Origin of the sequence: Rhabdaerophilum sp. (genome assembly GCF_046092605.1) — a bacterium.
Classification (GTDB): domain Bacteria; phylum Pseudomonadota; class Alphaproteobacteria; order Rhizobiales; family Beijerinckiaceae; genus Rhabdaerophilum.
Genome location: NZ_JBJTDY010000004.1, coordinates 1 through 16,312 on the forward strand (window position 1 = coordinate 1; position 16,312 = coordinate 16,312).

Annotated in this window: 14 protein-coding genes; 5 read left to right on the top strand and 9 right to left on the bottom strand. The window is 62.8% G+C overall.

The genetic code is table 11. From position 1 onward, the window contains the following. Positions 1-1,369: glutamine synthetase family protein (locus ACKODO_RS00260; protein WP_408981451.1), on the bottom strand; the 1,369-nt coding region annotated here is incomplete at its 3' end. A 256-nt stretch (positions 1,370-1,625) separates the two neighbouring features. On the opposite strand from ACKODO_RS00260, the gene ACKODO_RS00265 reads away from it, so the two are divergent. The 3 genes from ACKODO_RS00265 (at position 1,626) to ACKODO_RS00275 (ending at position 4,707) form a co-directional block, all read left to right on the top strand. Then, entirely contained in the window at positions 1,626-3,284 is a 1,659-nt protein-coding gene (locus ACKODO_RS00265; RefSeq protein WP_408981452.1) for a Na/Pi cotransporter family protein, read from the top strand. Between the two features lie 74 nt (positions 3,285-3,358). Next, the gene (locus ACKODO_RS00270; RefSeq protein WP_408981453.1) at positions 3,359-4,204 is read left to right on the top strand and encodes an EamA family transporter; all 846 of its coding nucleotides are present in this window, start codon (positions 3,359-3,361) and stop codon (positions 4,202-4,204) included. After that, complete coding sequence (locus ACKODO_RS00275) at positions 4,201-4,707, top strand: RNA pyrophosphohydrolase (RefSeq protein WP_408981454.1); 507 nt, start codon at positions 4,201-4,203, stop codon at positions 4,705-4,707. The genes ACKODO_RS00270 and ACKODO_RS00275 overlap by 4 nt, the downstream gene beginning before the upstream one ends. Here ACKODO_RS00275 and ACKODO_RS00280 read toward each other — a convergent pair whose 3' ends face one another. Then, positions 4,708-5,613, bottom strand: a complete 906-nt coding sequence (locus ACKODO_RS00280) for a LysR family transcriptional regulator (protein ID WP_408981455.1) — start codon at positions 5,611-5,613, stop codon at positions 4,708-4,710. 120 nt (positions 5,614-5,733) lie between these two features. Here ACKODO_RS00280 and ACKODO_RS00285 point away from each other — a divergent pair, with 120 nt between their 5' ends. After that, positions 5,734-5,988 carry a hypothetical protein gene (locus ACKODO_RS00285; protein ID WP_408981456.1) on the top strand — a complete coding sequence of 85 codons (255 nt, stop codon included), beginning with the start codon at positions 5,734-5,736 and terminating at the stop codon, positions 5,986-5,988. Positions 5,989-6,019: 31 nt separating this feature from the next. Here the strand turns inward: ACKODO_RS00285 and ACKODO_RS00290 are convergent, their stop codons facing one another. From ACKODO_RS00290 to ACKODO_RS00320, 7 genes are all read right to left on the bottom strand, one after another. Next, complete coding sequence (locus ACKODO_RS00290) at positions 6,020-7,396, bottom strand: aspartate aminotransferase family protein (RefSeq protein WP_408981457.1); 1,377 nt, start codon at positions 7,394-7,396, stop codon at positions 6,020-6,022. After that, positions 7,393-9,075 carry a putative 2-aminoethylphosphonate ABC transporter permease subunit gene (locus ACKODO_RS00295; RefSeq protein WP_408981458.1) on the bottom strand — a complete coding sequence of 561 codons (1,683 nt, stop codon included), beginning with the start codon at positions 9,073-9,075 and terminating at the stop codon, positions 7,393-7,395. Before ACKODO_RS00295 ends, ACKODO_RS00290 begins: the two co-directional genes overlap by 4 nt. Continuing rightward, entirely contained in the window at positions 9,072-10,208 is a 1,137-nt protein-coding gene (locus tag ACKODO_RS00300; RefSeq protein WP_408981459.1) for a putative 2-aminoethylphosphonate ABC transporter ATP-binding protein, read from the bottom strand. Before ACKODO_RS00300 ends, ACKODO_RS00295 begins: the two co-directional genes overlap by 4 nt. Positions 10,209-10,278: 70 nt before the next feature. Then, a complete protein-coding gene (locus ACKODO_RS00305) occupies positions 10,279-11,310 on the bottom strand; it encodes a putative 2-aminoethylphosphonate ABC transporter substrate-binding protein (RefSeq protein ID WP_408981460.1) in 1,032 nt (343 codons plus the stop codon). A gap of 120 nt (positions 11,311-11,430) precedes the next feature. Continuing rightward, positions 11,431-12,882, bottom strand: a complete 1,452-nt coding sequence (gene phnY, locus ACKODO_RS00310; protein ID WP_408981461.1) for a phosphonoacetaldehyde dehydrogenase — start codon at positions 12,880-12,882, stop codon at positions 11,431-11,433. A gap of 3 nt (positions 12,883-12,885) precedes the next feature. Beyond that, on the bottom strand, positions 12,886-14,121 hold the full coding sequence (gene phnA, locus ACKODO_RS00315; protein WP_408981462.1) for a phosphonoacetate hydrolase: 1,236 nt from the start codon (positions 14,119-14,121) through the stop codon (positions 12,886-12,888). Positions 14,122-14,128: 7 nt separating this feature from the next. Then, positions 14,129-15,274 (bottom strand): 2-aminoethylphosphonate--pyruvate transaminase, encoded by a 1,146-nt coding sequence (locus tag ACKODO_RS00320; RefSeq protein WP_408981463.1) that lies wholly within the window; start codon positions 15,272-15,274, stop codon positions 14,129-14,131. A 119-nt stretch (positions 15,275-15,393) separates the two neighbouring features. Here ACKODO_RS00320 and ACKODO_RS00325 point away from each other — a divergent pair, with 119 nt between their 5' ends. Further along, positions 15,394-16,260: a LysR substrate-binding domain-containing protein gene (locus tag ACKODO_RS00325; RefSeq protein WP_408981464.1), complete on the top strand. Its 867-nt coding sequence runs from the start codon at positions 15,394-15,396 to the stop codon at positions 16,258-16,260. Positions 16,261-16,312 lie beyond the last annotated feature (52 nt).

The window sequence follows — 16,312 nt, forward strand, 5'->3', positions numbered from 1 at the left end:
GGCCATCCCTCCAGCGCGTTCCCCCATGTTCCAGCGCCAGTCCCCGAAGCGGTGAAAAACACGAAACGGAAAACCGTGACCAACGGTTGCTGGGAACGCCCAAACCGACGGGAAATTGCCCCTCATGAATAAGACGGGCTAGCGCCTCGGCGGCTTCACGCAAAGTCTTGGGGATTTCGGGCAGCTTTCGCCCGCCATAGGCATCGCCGGAATGCGGCTTGCCGAGTTCGAGCTTCTCGTCGATACCCGCGAGCCCCGCCGCGATCAACGCTGTAAAAGCGAGATAGGGGTTCAGATCCGCCCCGCCGATGCGGCACTCGATGCGGATCGCCCTGGTACCCTCCCCGCACAGGCGGAAACCCGCCGTGCGGTTGTCGCGGCTCCAGACGGTCTTGGTCGGCGCGAAGGTGCCGGCCATGAAGCGCTTGTAGGAGTTGATGTAGGGCGCGAGGAACCAGGTGATCTCCCGGGCATATTTGATCTGCCCAGCCACGAAGGAGCGCATCAGCGCGGACATGCCGTGTTCGGCATTCTTGTCGAGGAAAAGCGGCGTCTTCCCCGCCTTGTCCCACAGCGACATGTGGATATGCGAGGATGAGCCCGCAAGATCATAGCGCCATTTCGACATGAAGGTGACGGCCTTGCCCTTCGACCACGCGATCTCCTTGATGCCGTTCTTCAGGATTGTGTGGTTGTCGGCCATCGAGAGGGCATCGGCATAGCGGACATTGATTTCCTCCTGCCCCGGTCCCCATTCGCCCTTGGAATTTTCGACCGCGATACCCGCGCCGGCGAGGCCCAGGCGGATCGCGCGCATCACCTCCTCCTCCTTGGAGGTCTGGAGGATATGGTAATCCTCGATATATTGCCCCGCCGTCTTCGGCTCATGGTAGCGCTTGGCTCGGATGGCCTCGAAACTCTCGTCGAAGAGGTAGAATTCCAGCTCTGAAGCGAAATGGGCCATGTAGCCGCGCTGATCGAGCCGCCTGAGCTGCTTTTTCAGCATCTGTCGCGGGGAATGCGAGAGATGATGATGATGGTGATCCTCGACATCACAGAGCACCAGGGCAGTGCCTTCCAGCCAAGGCACATGGCGAAGCGTGGGGAGATCCGGCTTCAGCACGAAATCGCCATAGCCCCTCTCCCAGCTCGAAGCCTTGTAGCCGGGAACCGGCTCCATATCGATGTCGTTGGCGAGAAGGTAGTCGCAGGCATGGGTTTCCTCATGGCCGCCATGAACGAAGAATTCCGCGTGGAAGCGCTTGCCGATGAGCCGCCCCTGCATATCCGCGAAACAGACGAGAACCGTGTCGATCTCGCCCGCCTTCACGGCCACCTTCAGCGCCTCGAAGGTCAGATTCCCTGCCATGCCTGCTCCCCGTCGCCTGCTCTGCGCGCATTTCGCGCGCGCCTCTTCTTGTTGCAATCATGACAGCCGGAACGGGCTTGGCAACCGCCAAAAGCCGGCAAGAGATAGGGATGCCGAAGACCCGATTTGCCGCTTGATATTTTAGCCGGCGAATAACAAGATTGCGATTCAGCGGGAGGCAAGCCGCGCCCGGAAAGGCGCGTGAAAAAGGTCGAGACACCATGCTCATCGGGTTTGCCTGCCGGGATCGCCTCTGATGGGCGGCGGTTCCATTCTCCTCAACCTTCTGGGCGCGATCGCGCTGCTTCTCTGGTCCACGCGGCTCGTGAAGACGGGTGTGACCCGCGCTTTCGGCGAGGAATTGCGCGGCTGGCTGATGCAGGCCACGAAGAACCGCGTGCGTGCTGTCGGGCTCGGCGCCCTGGTTGCGCTGGCCATGCAGAGTTCCACGGCGGCCCTGCTGCTGCTCACCTCGTTCGCGGGGCGCGGGCTGATCGCGCTCGTGCCGGCGCTCGCGGTGGCGCTCGGCGCGGATATCGGCTCGACTTTCGTGGTTCAGGCGCTCAGCTTCGACCTCAAGGCTTTCGTGCCCGTGCTGCTGGTCGGCGGCGTGGGCGCCTTCATGCTCTCCTCGAACGCGACCCTGCGGCAGGTTGGCCGCGTGGTGATCGGCCTCGCGCTGATGATCCTCTCGCTGGGAATGATCGTGCAGGCTTCCTCCTCGCTCCGCACCGATCCGACACTTGTGCTGGTGATGTCACGCCTGGCGAACGAGGCCGTTCTGGCGATCATCATCGGCGCGGGGCTGACATGGCTCTTGCATTCCTCGGTGGCGATGGTGCTGCTGATCGTGAGTCTCGTCGGTTCGGGGCTGATCCCGCTCTCGCTGGGCGTGACATTCCTGCTCGGCGCCAATCTCGGCGCGGGCCTCATTCCACTGGGACTGGGATGGCGCGAGCCGCGCGCTGCGCGGCGCATTCTCGTCGGCAATATCGTCTTCCGCGCCACCGGGGTGCTGCTCTGCCTGCTGGCCCTCCCGTGGGTGCAGGATGGGGTGGCCGCCCTGCCGCTGGCGCCGGAACGCGCGATTGCCGCGAGCCACACGATCTTCAACATCGGCCTCGCAATCCTCTTCCTGCCACTGCTCGATCTCGCGGCACGGATGCTGTTGCGCCAGTTGCCCGACCTGCCGGATGAGGGACAAGCGGCGGCGCGGCCCCTGCATCTCGATGATTCCCTGCTCGAAAGCCCGCATCTTGCCTTGGGCGCCGCGTCCCGCGAGGTCATCCGGCTCGCCGAGCGCGTGGAGACCATGCTGCGCGAGACGATCCTCACCTTTCAGGACATCGACGACACGCGCCGCAACGCCATCCACAAACTCGATGACGAGGTGGATTCGCTTCAGGAGGCGATCAAGCTCTACCTCACCCGCCTCACCCGCGTGGTGACCGACGAGGCCGACCAGAAGCAGGCGGTGAACCTCATCCTGTTTACCACCAACCTCGAGCATGTCGGCGACATCATCTGCAAGAACCTGCTCGAACTGGCGGCGAAGAAGCAACGCTTCGGTCTCGCATTCTCCGATGCCGGATGGGCGGAACTGACCGAATTCCACGCGCGCATCGTCAAGCAGATGAAACTCGCGATGACACTCTTCATGACGCGCGACATCACGATGGCGCGCGATCTCGTGGCCGAGAAGGACAATATCCGCGCGCTGGAGAAAGTGGCGACGGAGCGGCACCTCGCGCGCCTGCGCGAGGGCACGCCCGCCTCGATCGAGACCTCCTCGCTGCATCTCGATATCCTGCGCGACCTCAAGCGCATCAACGCGCATATCACTTCGGTGGCTCACCCCATCCTCGAAGCGAGAGGCGAAATCCGCCAGTCGCGCTTGCGGCAGGCAAAAGCCTGATGCGAGAGCGGAGATTGCCTTCCATCGCGACCCACAATCCGCATTCCTGAACATTCCGCCGCTTCGAGCCTGCCTTGTCCCTCACGGTCTTCTTCATCGTTCTCGCTGCCGCTGCCATGCATGCCGGCTGGAACGCCATGCTGAAACTGAAACTCGAACCCTTCGTGGCGATGGTGCTGATCCACACCTGCGGCACCATTCTCGCGCTGCCGGCGGTGTTCTGGTTCGGCTTTCCGAAGGCCGAGGCCTGGCCCTGGCTCGCGGCCTCCACCATCATCCATCTCGGCTATTACATGGCGCTTTCGGCCGCCTATGCCCGGGCGGATATGGGGCAGGTCTACCCCATTGCGCGCGGTTCGGCGCCGCTGATGACCGGGCTCGTCGGCGTCTGGGTCTTCAACGAGCCGGTGACGGTCACGGGTGGCATCGGCATCGGGCTCCTCGCCTTCGGCATTTTCGTGATGTCGCTCCGCAGCGCCCGCGATGCGACCCACATGGACCGCAAGGCGCTGCTCTTTGCCGGGCTCACGGCTGTCACCATCACGCTCTACACCATCAGCGACGGCATCGGTGCACGCGTCTCGGGCGATCCCCATGGCTACACGGCAGCGCTCTTCCTGCTCGACGGTCTGTGCCTTGGCGCTTTCGCTTTGTGGTGGAAGGGCCTTGCGGGGCTGAGGCCCATGCTCGCCTACATGCCGCAGGGTTTCGCGGGCGGGGCGATGTCCTGCGGCTCCTATGGCATCGCGATCTGGGCCATGACGGTGGCGCCCATCCCGCTCGTTGCGGCGGTGCGAGAGACGAGCGTGCTGTGGGGAGCGGCCATCGCCGTGCTGTTCCTCGGGGAGCCCCTGCGCTGGAACCGCATTCTCGCGGCTTGCCTCATCTTGGCCGGTCTGGTGATGATCCGCATGCAATGACTGTTGAAACCCGGCCCTATCGCTTCAATGTCGGCGTTGCGCTGTTCAACGCGCGGGGACAAGTGTTTCTCGGCAAGTCCATCCCCGACGGGCCGGAATATGTGCTGCCCGGTTGCGAATGGCAGATGCCTCAGGGTGGCATTGACCCCGCCGAGGACATCATCGCCGCGGCTCGCCGCGAACTCGCCGAGGAAACCGGCGTGACCGAAGCCGAGTTCCTGGCCGTGACGGATGAGTGGTGGGCCTATGATTTCCCCCAGCCCTATACGCCCACAGGCCACCGGCTCGAAGCCTATCGCGGCCAGCAGCAGCGCTGGGCGGCCTTCCGGTTCACGGGCACGGAGGACGGTATCGATCTCACCGCGACCGGCGCGGATTTTTCGCCGGAATTCTCCGAATGGCGTTGGGCCATGCTGGAAGAAGCCGTGGCCGGCGTGATGCCGTACAAACGGCAGAATTACGCCAAGATGGCCGCGGCTTTCGCGCGATTTGCCGGGAATTGATCAGCCGAGGAAACGCTCGATTTCCGCCGTCGTGCAACCGAGGCGCTGCATCAGGCCACGCGCATAGCGCTGCGCGATGGGTCTTAGCGGCTTGTCGAGCGGGCGAACGAGAAAATACCCGAAATCGGGAACCATCGATGCTTGTCCCACGAAGCGGACCTTGTCGGGTGCAGGCTCAGGGTCAATCCCCCGGCGATGCAGACCAATTCCCAGCCCATGATAGACGGCATGATTGGAAACCGTAACGTCCCCGATAACGTGGTCAATGTCCCGGAGCGCATAGTTCACGCCCCGCCGGCTGAACCAGTTGCGCCAGGCGGTTTCAACCGCGAGATGTACGAGCGGATAATCCAGCAGGCGCGCCGGTTCCGGATCCGGGCCAAGCATGGTGGCCAAACGCCGGTTTGCAAAGGGCTGAACCCAACTTTCGAGAATCAGGGCGGATTTCGCGCCATGCCAGGAGCCACCGCCAGAGCGAACGGCCAGTTCGGAGCCATCCGAGAAATCCGTGAGCCGGCGCTCCAGATTGTAACGGATGGCGAGGCCGTCAATGCTTTCGCACAACTCTGTGTGGTGAGGCAGCAACAGGGCCAGGCAAACGCCGGGGACGGCCGAGATTTGCACAGGCCTGAGCGAGCCGTAACGGCTTGCCGTGCCGATCGAACCACGGATGAGTTCGAGCGCGTTCCCGAAGTGCTGGAGATGCCGCGCGCCAGCAGCCGTGAGCAACACTCCGCTGGGCGTGCGCTGGAACAACCGCTCACCAAGCCATTGTTCTAAAAAGTTAACTTTTCGGCTGAGCGAGGAGTGGGCGACATTCAGCCTGGCGGCGGCACCGTTGAACGAGCCGGCCTCCGCAACATCGACAAACGCCTTGATCTCATCCAGCGGAACAGAATTCTTCATGATGGCTGTGCTCCCTGCGCACAGGTCCTGTATCACTTTTGCACTTCCGCCTCACTCATCAAATAGTATTTTTCGGATGTTTGGCGAATCCGGAAAGAGCGTGAAGTTAAGAATCCGAAAATGAAAAACGAAGCTCCAAAAAATGGACTGGCTCAAATTCTGGCAACCTCGGGCCTGATTCAGGCTCAGTCGCTCGAAATCCTTTTTATCAATTTGGAGTATCCACCGAAAGACCGGGAAGATTTACTGAAACTGGGTGCGATATTCGAGGATATTGGAAATATTTATCTGAATGTTTCCGAACAGATCAGCTTGGCCTACGCGAAAGTCGACGATCTGGCAACGGACTTGGCTGAAATTTCCTCGCTCGCCTAGCGCAACCAGAGGTCGTTTATTCGGCAAACCTTCAGGTTGACTGCTCAGCGCCCAGCGCGGCATCGACAACATCCAGTGCTGCGAGCATCTGGCTTTCTGTGATTGTGAGCGGCGGCGTGAGCGTCAAGACATTACCCATGGTTGTCTTGAACGAAAGTCCCGCATCCAGTGCGCGGTAGAGCACGGCTTCCGCGAGGTCGCCCGCAGGTTCCCGGCTCTCGCGATTCGTCACGAGTTCGAGGCCGAGGAGAAGCCCGCGGCCGCGCACATCGCCGATGCATTCGTGCTTCGCCTTCATCGCAGCCATGCGCTCCAGAGCTACGTGACCGACGCGTGCGGCATTCTCGACAAGCCCCTCCTCCTCGATGACCGCGATGGTCTCGAGCGCGGCGGCGGCAGTCACGGGGTTCTTCTCATGCGTGTAATGCCCGAAGGCCCAGTCCTGCGCGACATCGAGATTCTCGCGCGCGATCACCGCAGCAATGGGCAGGATGCCCCCGCCCAGCGCCTTGCCCATCACGAGGATATCCGGCTCCACGCCATCATGTTCGGAGGCGAACATTCGGCCGGTCTTGCCAAGGCCGGTGGGGATTTCATCGAAGATGAGCAGCGCGCCGCGTCTGTGGCAGGCCTCGCGCACGATTTTCCAGAAACCGGGCGGCGGAATATAGGGCACGGCGCGAGCGGGCTCAGCCACCACGCAGGCCACATCGCCCTCGCGCGCGAGCACGTAATCCACCATCCGCGCGCAGGCCGTGTTGCAGAGTTCGAGCGGCGGCTTGCCATTTGCGTCTGTCTTGTAGCCATAGGCGCAACGGTAGCATGCGAAGGGCGCGACATGCTCTGCCCCCGCGACCATCGGCGCGGCGGGGCCGGAGCGAAACAGCATTTCGCCGGAGAGTGCGGAGGCGCCTGTTCCGGCACCATGGAAGGCATCCCAGAAGGACAATGTCTTGAACCGCCCGGTCGCGGCGCGCGCGAGCCGAACGGCCACCTCCACCGCATCCGACCCACCGGTGGTGAAGAGACATTTCGAGAGCCGGCCCGGCGCGATCCTCCCGAGCTTTTCCGCAAGCTGGATGGAGCGCTCGCAGGTGTAGCGGCGCGGCGCGAAGGGCAGTTCATCCATCGCCCGCATGATCGCCGCCTTCACGCGGGGATGGCCATAGCCGATATGGTGGACATTGTTGCCATGGAAATCCATGTAACGCCGCCCCTGCCCATCCCAGATATGGATGCCCTCGGCACGTCCGATGACGTTGAGGCAAGGGGTGGAGACGGATTGGCGCAGGAAATGGCGCGTATCCTTGGCGAGAATCATCTGCGTTTCCGCATCGAGACGCGCGGCCTGCCAGCGCGCCCGACGCGAAGTGAGGTTGGTATCGCTCTCGGATTGCCCGACGCTCATCGCTTCCGCCATGCCTGGTAGCGCGCGAAGACCAGCCGATCGAGCGCGAGATGCAGCAGCTTCACCGCCATGGCCGTGAACACGATGCAGGTGGCCATCGCGGCGGCGGCAGCCACGGCACCCATCTCGTCCATATGGACGATGGCGATGGAAGCGAGCTTGGTTGTCGGGCCATAGAGGAAGATCACGGCGGAGACGGTCGTCAGCGCGTTCACGAAGAGATAAACAGCGATATCAAGCACCGCAGGCGTCGAAATGGGCAAAGTCACGCGGCGGAAGGTCATCCAGAAAGGCACCTTCAGCGAGGCGGAAACGCTCTCGAATTCGGCGTCGATCTGCTTCAGCTGGGTCACGGCGGTGATATGCGCAACCGTATAGAAATGCGCGACCGTGTTGGCCACAAGCACCGTCAGCGTGCCATAGAAGATGTTCAGCGGGTTCCAGGGAGCATTCACGAAGAACACATAGCCAAGGCCCAGCACCAGCCCTGGCACGGCCATGGGCAGCATCGCCAGGAAATGCACGAAGCCGCGAAGCGCTGGCGCGGGTTTGGTCTTTTCCACCAGATAGGCGCCGGTGAACACGATCGCCGTGCCGAAAATCGCGGTGAGGCCCGCCATCTTCAGCGAGGTGAGATAGGCGCCCCAGCCCTGCGGATCGAAATTGGCGAAGTTGTAGTTGTTCAGCGTGAAGGTGAGATTGTAGGGCCAGTAGCGGATGAAGCTCGCCCAGATCGCCGTGCCGAGCATTCCGATCAGCAACCCGCCGATCACAAGGCAGAAGGCGAGCAGGATGAAGTCGCGCCTGGCATTGGCCTTCGGCTCATGGGGCACGGCGCGCGCCGAGAGCAAGGCCACCTGCTTCTTCTGCACCTGCCGGTCCACGAGGAAGGCGAAGATCGCGGGCAGGAGAAGGATAAGGCCCACCACCGCGCCCATCTGGAAATTCTGCTGGCCCACGATCTGCTTGTAGGCGTCTGTCGCCAGCACGTTGAACTGCCCGCCGATCACCTTGGGGATGCCGAAATCGGTGATGACCAGCGTGAACACCACGAAAATCGCACTGATCAGGCCATAGCGCGCCCCAGGCAGCGTGACCGTGAAGAACACGCGGGATTTCGAGGTGTCCAACGCTTCCGCCACCTCATAGAGGCGTCCATCGGCGAGGCGCAGGGCTGTCACGAGGATCATCAGCGCGTGAGGGAAGCAATAGACCGCCTCCGCCAGCACGATTCCCACCGGGCCGTAGATGCTGGCGCCGAAGAGCCAGCCCTTCAGAAAGCCCTGATTGCCGAAGATGTAGATGAGCGAGATAGCCGAAAGGAGCGAGGGCGCAAATAACGGCGTCATCGCCACGGCCATGAAAAGCCCGCGCCCGGGCATGCGGCTGCGCGTGAGCGCATAGGCATAGAGGAAGGCCAGCGGCACCACGATCAGCGCGACGAGACCCGAGACCCAGATGGAGTTCCACAAGGAGACCACAAGCGCGGGCGTGGCGACGTAGCGCGCGAAATTGGCAAGGCCGACAAATTGCCCGTTGCTGTTCTGCACGGATTTCGACAGCAGCGACCATAGCGGCACCGCAATCAGCAGCACCAGCACGAAGGCCAGACCAGCGAGCAACGCTGTTGCGACCCACGCCTCGCGATCCCGCGTGTGAAAGGCGGAATTCGCGCTCATGGCCGGGCAGGAAAGAATGGCCGGGCAGGAAAGATGCGAAGGGCGCTGGCCGGCAATTCGGCGATCACCGCCTGCCCCGGCTCATAGGCGCGATCCTGCATCACGTTGAAAGGCAGATCCGCGAGCAGGATGAGCGGCGAGGCACCCTCGCCTTGCAGCTTCGCGCGCACGAAGGAACCGAGATATTCAAGATCGGTGATGCGCATCGCCAGCCGGTTCTCCCCGGCAGCGCTTTCCGTGAAACGCACGGCCTCGGGCCTGAGGCCGATTTCCACCTTCTCTCCTGGAGCGAAGCCCGGCGAATCGGCGACGCGCAGGGCCTGATCGCCGACGCGCACGAGGGCCTGCCCCTCCCTCACGCCGGAGAGGAAGGTCATCCGGCCTACGAAATCCGCGACGAAGGCGGTTTTCGGCCGGGCATACACCTCCTCCGGGGTGCCGACCTGCTCGATCACGCCGTGATTCATCACCACGATGCGCTCGGCCATGGAGAGCGCCTCCTCCTGATCATGCGTGACCATGATGGTGGTGACACCGAGACGGCGCTGGAGCGCGCGGATTTCCTCGCGAAGGCGCAGGCGCACGCGCGCATCCAGCGCGGAAAGCGGTTCATCAAGCAGCAGCAGACCGGGCGAGGTCGCAAGCGCACGGGCAAGCGCCACACGCTGCTGCTGGCCGCCCGAGAGTTGCGCGGGATATTTCGTGGCCTGATCGGGCAGGCCCACAAGCGCCAGCAGTTCGGAGATGCGCGCGGCGATCACCTCGCGCGGCTTCTTCTGGTTCACGAGGCCATAGCCCACGTTATCCGAAACCGTGAGGTTGGGGAAAAGGGCATAGGACTGGAACACGATGCCGAAATCGCGCGCCGAGGGCGGCGCGTTCGAGACATCCTTCCCGCGCAAGCTGATATTGCCGCTCGATTGCCGGTCGAGGCCCGCAATGGCCCGCAGGAGCGTGGTTTTTCCGCAGCCCGAAGGGCCGAGAAAGCAGACGAACTCCCCCTCCCTGATCTCGAGATCGATGGACTTCAAGGCCTGGAATTGTCCGAAACTCTTCGTGAGGCTGCGGATGGACAGGAAAGACCGTTCGGGCGCGCGGGGCGCCTCGGATGTCATTGCGGCATGGTTCGGCATGAGCCCCCCGGAGGCGCGAGAACTGGAATGACCGGCATGCAGGAGGCATGCCGGCCCTTTTCCGTTTCGCTTAGCGCGGCGCTGCCTTGCTGTCGTAGCGCCTGGTCCATTCCGCGAGGATGCGCTCGCGGTTCTCGGCCATCCAGGTGAAGTCGTTCTTCGCCATCTTGGCCTCGGCATCGGCCGGGTAGTTCGGCGGGGCGCTCTTCACATCGGGATGGGCGACGAGGGCATAATACTTGCCATAGAGCTCGTTGGCCTTCCTCGTGGCCACCCAATCCGCCACCTTCTTCGCGGCGGCGAGGTTTTTGGTGCCCTTCACGATCGCCGTGGCTTCCATGTCCCAGCCCGCGCCCTCCTTCGGCAGGATGAGGTCGATCGGTGCGCCCTGCGTCTTCTCGCGGGCACCGCGCATGTCGAAGCCGATGCCCACCATGCGCTCGCCCTTGGCAGCCTGCACGCAAGGTGCCGAACCCGAATGGGTGTAGACGGCGATGTTCTCGTGCAGCTTGTCCATGAAGGCCCAACCGGCCTGCTCACCCATGATCTGCAACCATGCCGCGACCTTGAGATAGCCCGTGCCGGAGGAGGCCGGGTGCGGCATCACGATCTTGCCCTTGAACTCGGGCTTGGTGAGATCCATCCACGACGTCGGCGCTGCGACCTTTTCCTTCGCGGCTTCCGCCGTGTTGAAGCAGACGACCGCGAGAAAGGCATCCATGCCGGTCCAGGTATAGGGGCCGGAATTGTCGCGATAGGACGCCTTCAGCGCATCGGCACCGGCAGGCTTGTATTCCTCGAGAAGGTTCATCTTCTCGAAGAGCAGCAGCGAAGTGGCGGCAAGACCCAGCACGATATCGGCGCGGGGATTGTCCTTCTCGGCGAGGAAGCGCGAGGTGATCACGCCGGTCGAGTCACGCACCCAGGAAATTTCCACATCCGGCACATCGGCCTCGATCGCCTGCTTGAATGGCTGGAGCTGGTCGTTCTCCAACGCCGTATAAACCGTCACACGGGTGCGGCCCTGCGCGTCTGCCGCGCTGCTCCATCCCATGGCCAGAACGAGGCCCATCGCCACGCCGGCCAGCCAACCCTGTTTCATTGTATTCTCCCTGTCCTCTTGAAGAGCGCTCCCCGCTCCTCGGGCTCCGTTATTCATTGCAGCGCAAAGACCGTTCCATGACAAGCCGAAACGGTATCTGCGCCTGGTTATTCAGGCTTCTCATGCGCTCCAGGGCATCGACCAGGTGCGGACATTGGTGAAGCTCTTCATGGCTTCCCACACGCCTTCCTTGTAGCCGAGGCCGGAATCCTTGATGCCGCCGAACGGGCTCATCTCGATGCGATAGCCCGGCACTTCCCAGACATTGACCGTGCCGACATCAAGTTCCGCGATGAAGCGCTGGATGTAATCGATGCGGTTCGTGCACAGGCCGGAAGACAGGCCATAGGCTGTGGAATTCGAGATGCGGATGATCTCATCCATGTTGTCCGGCACGCGGATGATCGGGATGACCGGGCCGAAGGTCTCCTCGTGCACGAGTTCGGCCATGAAGGGCACCTTGTCCACCACGGTCGGGGGAAACAGCGCGCCCTCGCGCGGGTGGCCATAGAGCACCTCCGCACCCTGGCTTTCGGCATCCTTCACCCGCGCTTCGAAGAGTTTCGCAGCTCCCTCGTTGATCACCGTGCCGAGATCGACCTCGGTATCGGCGGGGTTGCCGCATTTCAACCTCGATGCCTTCTCGACGACGCGTTTCACGAATTCATCGGCGACGCTTTCCACACAGAGAATGCGCTTCACGGCCGTGCAGCGCTGGCCGGAATTCTTCGTGGCACCCTGCACCGCCAGCTCTGCGGCCTTGTCGAGGTCGGCATCCTCCATGATGATCAGCGGATCATTTCCACCAAGTTCGAGCACGATGCGCCGATAGCCCGCCTTCTCCGCGATGTATTTGCCGACGCGCACCGAACCGGTGAAGGTGATGAGATCCGCCGCCGGATCGGTGATCATCGCGTCGCCCATCGTGCGCGGATTGCCGGTGACGACCGAGAGCATTTCCGGCGGCAGGCCGGCCTCATAGAGCACATCCGCCAGCGCCAGCGCCGTAAGCGGGGTGAGTTCGGTCGGCTTCAGCACGAGGCGATTATTGGTGGCGATCGCCGGGGCGAGCTTGTGGCTGACCATGTTCAGCGGATGGTTGAACGGCGTGATGGCCGAAATCACGCCCAGCAGCGGCACGCGGGTGGTGAAAATCTTCCGCGCCTTGCCGTTGGGGGAGATGTCGCAGGAGAATTGCTCGCCATCATCCTTGATGGCGAGCTGGCCCGCGAAGGACCAGACATCATAGGCGCGGGTGGATTCGTAGATCGCATCCTTCCAGCACAGGCCCGATTCCGCCGAGATGAGGCGTGCGAATTCCTCCCGACGGTTGGCCATTAACTGCGCGGTCTTCTGCAGGATCTGCTGGCGCTCATAGCGCGAGAGCTTCGGCTTGAAATCCCTCGCCTTCCGGAAGGCCTCGCGCACATGCTCGGGCCGCGCCATCGGCACGCTGCCGACGAGCGAGCCGTCATAGGGGTTCTTCACCTCGATCACGTCATCGGTGGAGACAAGTTTGCCCGCGATGCGCATCGCTTCCTTGCGCGCCGGCAGTTTCGGCAGGATCGGCATGTCTCAGGCCTCCACGCAGTTGAGTGCCACCCAGAAGGCATCAAAAGTACGCAGGCGATGCCCTGCAGGAATCTTGAGCCTCCGGTTCGAGATCATCGGGACTCGCTGCTCGGTCAGGCCGCCATGGCTGCGCAACGGCTCGGTCAGGCCCGAAAGATCGTGCTTCTCCGGCGCCGTGCCGAGCGTGACATGGCGTGTCGAGATCACCACGAGATCGCCGAGGCGATCGGGCGGCAATTCGAACTCGGCGCAAGCCGCCTCACGCGTCATGGCCACCTGCACGCCCGAAATGAGCTTCAGCCGGGCGATCAGCGCCGCGCGATCCGCGCCTTCCGGGAGATAGACCGTCGCGAACGAGCCCAACGCGCCGTGATGGACCACATAAGGATCGGTGATCGGCAGGATGACACGCGCCCTGCCCTTGCCCAGCCAGCTTTCGAACAGCGGCTCGAGATAGACCACGCTGGGCGATTTATCCGCGAGGTGCTTGTCATTCATGCCGTGATCGGCGGTCGCGAGGATCGTCCATCCCAGAGCGTCGAACCGGCCAAGATAACGATCGATCATCGCATAGAAATCATTGGCGATTTTCGTGCCTGGGGCTGCCTTGTGCTGGATGTAGTCGGTCGTCGAGAGATACATGAGGTCGGGCTTGAAGGTCTCGGCCAGCTTCACGCCCGCCGCGAAGACAAACTCCGAAAGGCTCGCCGAATAGACATCCGGCACGCCCATGCCAACGAAATCACAGACCTTCTCGATGCCGTTCTCGCCCTTGTTGGCCTTGTCGGCCTTTTCCGAGGAGAACGCGATGGCCGTTCCTGTCGAATAATCGAGCCCTTTCGAGAGCAGGAGCCGCAGCTTGTCCTTCGCCGTCACCATCGCGACCTTGAAGCCGGCCTGCTGCAAGCCGGCAAGAATCGTCGGCACCCGCAGGAAGGATGGATCATTCATCATCACTTCGCTGCCGGTCGCGGGATCGTAGAAGAAATTGCCCGCGATGCCATGCACTTCCGGAGGGCGGCCCGTGATGATCGAGAGATTGTTGGGGTTCGTGAACGAGGGGATCACGCATTCGGCGATCATGCTCGAACCCTCGCGCATCATCCGCGCGAAGTTCGGGGCGACGCCGGCCTCGATCGCCTTCTCGATATAGCCCGGCTCGGAGCCATCGATGCAGATGACGACCGTGGGATTTTTCGGAGCGGCATAGTCGCGGCCATTGACGGAAGCTGCTGCCATCATCCCCTCACTTCACCGGAACCGGCACGCCCATCTCGGCGAGCACATCGCGCACGGCGGAAACCGCGCCTTCCATATCCTTCTCGTAGAGCCGGCCAATGCAGCCGATGCGGAAGGAATCCGCCACCGTCAGCTTGCCCGGATAGATCACGTAGCCCCGGTCCTTCAGCGCGTCGTAGAAGGTCTGGAACACGAATTTCGGGTCTTTGGGCATGTGGAAGGTGATGATGATCGGCGCCTGAAGCGAATCGGGCAGCAGCGTGCGGAAGCCAAGCTTGCGCATGCCGTCGATCAGCACCTTGCCATTGCGGGAATAGCGTCCGCCGCGTCCCGGCTGGCCGCCTTCCGCGAAGAATTCCATCAGCGCCTGATGGAAGGAAACAATCACATGGATCGGCGGCGTGAAGCGATACTGGCCGGTCTTCTCGAAATTCGCGGCCTGATCATGAAGGTCGAGCACGAGGGTCGTGGCATTGCCCTTGGCCACCGCGAGGGTCGACTTCCGGCAGAGCACGAAGCCGAGGCCCGGCACGCCCTCGATGCACTTGTTGGAGGACGCCGCAATCGCATCCGCATGGGCCTTTTCCGCATCGAGCGGCAAGGCGCCGAAAGCGCTCATGGAATCGATGAGGTAGGTCTTGCCATACTTCTTCGCCAGCGCGCCGATCTCATGGACCGGGTTCAGGATGCCGCTCGTCGTCTCGCAATGCACCGTGAAGATGTGGGTGATGCTCTTTGAGCGCTTGAGGATGCCCTCGATCTTCTTGAGGTCCGGCGGGGTATCTTCCGGCGTCTCGTAGACCACCGATTTCCGCTTCGCGATGTCGAGGATGCGCTTGGCGCGATGCCCATAGGCGCCATTGATCAGCACGAGCACGCGGCCCTTCGGCGGCACGAGGCTCGTGAGCATCGCCTCCACGGCGAAGGTACCCGAGCCCTGCACCGGCACCGTGACGAAATTCCTCGTGCCGTTCACGATCTCCGGCAGTCGCTCGAGAACCTCGCGGTTGACCTTGAGGAAGGTCGCATCGCGGCTTCCCCAATCATGAACCATTACCTCCTTCACGCTTTTCGCAGTGGTCAACGGGCCGGGGGTAAGCAGCAGAGGATCGCCGGTTTCGGAGGCGGCGCGGTTCAGGTGGGAAGACGGCATGGAAGGCTCCGGGCAAGCATTTCGATTCATGCTAGCCGAGCGCTCTCCTATTCGTCCAATATGTGTTTTGGATGACGGCTATAGATTTTCTCGATATGCTGTTGAGCGAAAGGTGCGTCATGTCGATCACCGGGTTCAGGGCCTTTCATGCCGTGGCACGCGCGGGCAGTTTCACCCGCGCTGCGGAGGCGGCCGGCATCAGTCAGCCGACCCTCTCGAGCCAGGTGAGGCTGCTGGAAGAAAGGCACGACGCTGCGCTTTTCGACCGCAAGGGGCGCGGCGTGGCCTTGACGCCTTTGGGGCAGAAACTGCTCGACATCACCACGCGCCTCTTTGCAGCGGAGGACGAGGCGAAGGCTCTGCTCGAAGGCGTGCGCGCGGTAAGGCAGGGCCATCTGAGGCTCGCGGCGGACAGTGCGACCCACGCGATGCCGCTGCTGGCGCGGATGCGCGATCGGGCACCCGGCCTCACCTTCAGCCTGAGGATCGGCAACTCTTCCACGGTGCTCGATGACCTCCTGGAATACCGTGCCGATATCGCGATCACCGCGCGCCCGAGTTCCGATCCGCGTTTCGCGATCCGGCTCCTGCGGCGCGACCGCGTGGTGCTCTTTGCGCCGACGGGGCATCGGCTGGCGAACATGGGAACGGTGCCGCTCCTGGCGCTGGCGGGCGAGGATCTGGTGATCCGCGAACGCGGCTCGGTGACACGCGAAGTGTTCGAGACCGCGCTGGCCGAGCGCGGCATCACGCCTGGCATGCTGATCGAGGTCGAGGGTCGCGAGAGCGTGCGCGAGGCCGTGGCGGCCGGCTTCGGTCTCGGCATCGTGTTCGAGAGCGAAATGCCCCCGGGCGACAGTTTTCGCGCCATCGCGATTGCGGATGTGCCCCTCGATGTCGCGGAATACGTGGCCTGCCTCGCCGCCCGCGAGCGCGTCGCCATGGTCCGGAGCTTTCTCGATCTTGTTTCGCAGGAGCCGGCCTGAGAGCATCAAGAACGGCCGGCCGCGCTTGCCGGATGCATTCCGCTGCATCGCG

Coding starts and splice junctions, on each gene's coding strand:
- ACKODO_RS00320 (WP_408981463.1), bottom strand. CDS start 15,274: ATGCCGTCTTCCCACCTGAACCGCGCCGCCTCCGAAACCGGCGATCCT.
- phnY (WP_408981461.1), bottom strand. CDS start 12,882: ATGCCGATCCTGCCGAAACTGCCGGCGCGCAAGGAAGCGATGCGCATC.
- ACKODO_RS00295 (WP_408981458.1), bottom strand. CDS start 9,075: ATGAGCGCGAATTCCGCCTTTCACACGCGGGATCGCGAGGCGTGGGTC.
- ACKODO_RS00290 (WP_408981457.1), bottom strand. CDS start 7,396: ATGAGCGTCGGGCAATCCGAGAGCGATACCAACCTCACTTCGCGTCGG.
- ACKODO_RS00305 (WP_408981460.1), bottom strand. CDS start 11,310: ATGAAACAGGGTTGGCTGGCCGGCGTGGCGATGGGCCTCGTTCTGGCC.
- phnA (WP_408981462.1), bottom strand. CDS start 14,121: ATGGCAGCAGCTTCCGTCAATGGCCGCGACTATGCCGCTCCGAAAAAT.
- ACKODO_RS00275 (WP_408981454.1), top strand. CDS start 4,201: ATGACTGTTGAAACCCGGCCCTATCGCTTCAATGTCGGCGTTGCGCTG.
- ACKODO_RS00265 (WP_408981452.1), top strand. CDS start 1,626: ATGGGCGGCGGTTCCATTCTCCTCAACCTTCTGGGCGCGATCGCGCTG.
- ACKODO_RS00285 (WP_408981456.1), top strand. CDS start 5,734: ATGAAAAACGAAGCTCCAAAAAATGGACTGGCTCAAATTCTGGCAACC.
- ACKODO_RS00280 (WP_408981455.1), bottom strand. CDS start 5,613: ATGAAGAATTCTGTTCCGCTGGATGAGATCAAGGCGTTTGTCGATGTT.
- ACKODO_RS00300 (WP_408981459.1), bottom strand. CDS start 10,208: ATGCCGAACCATGCCGCAATGACATCCGAGGCGCCCCGCGCGCCCGAA.
- ACKODO_RS00325 (WP_408981464.1), top strand. CDS start 15,394: ATGTCGATCACCGGGTTCAGGGCCTTTCATGCCGTGGCACGCGCGGGC.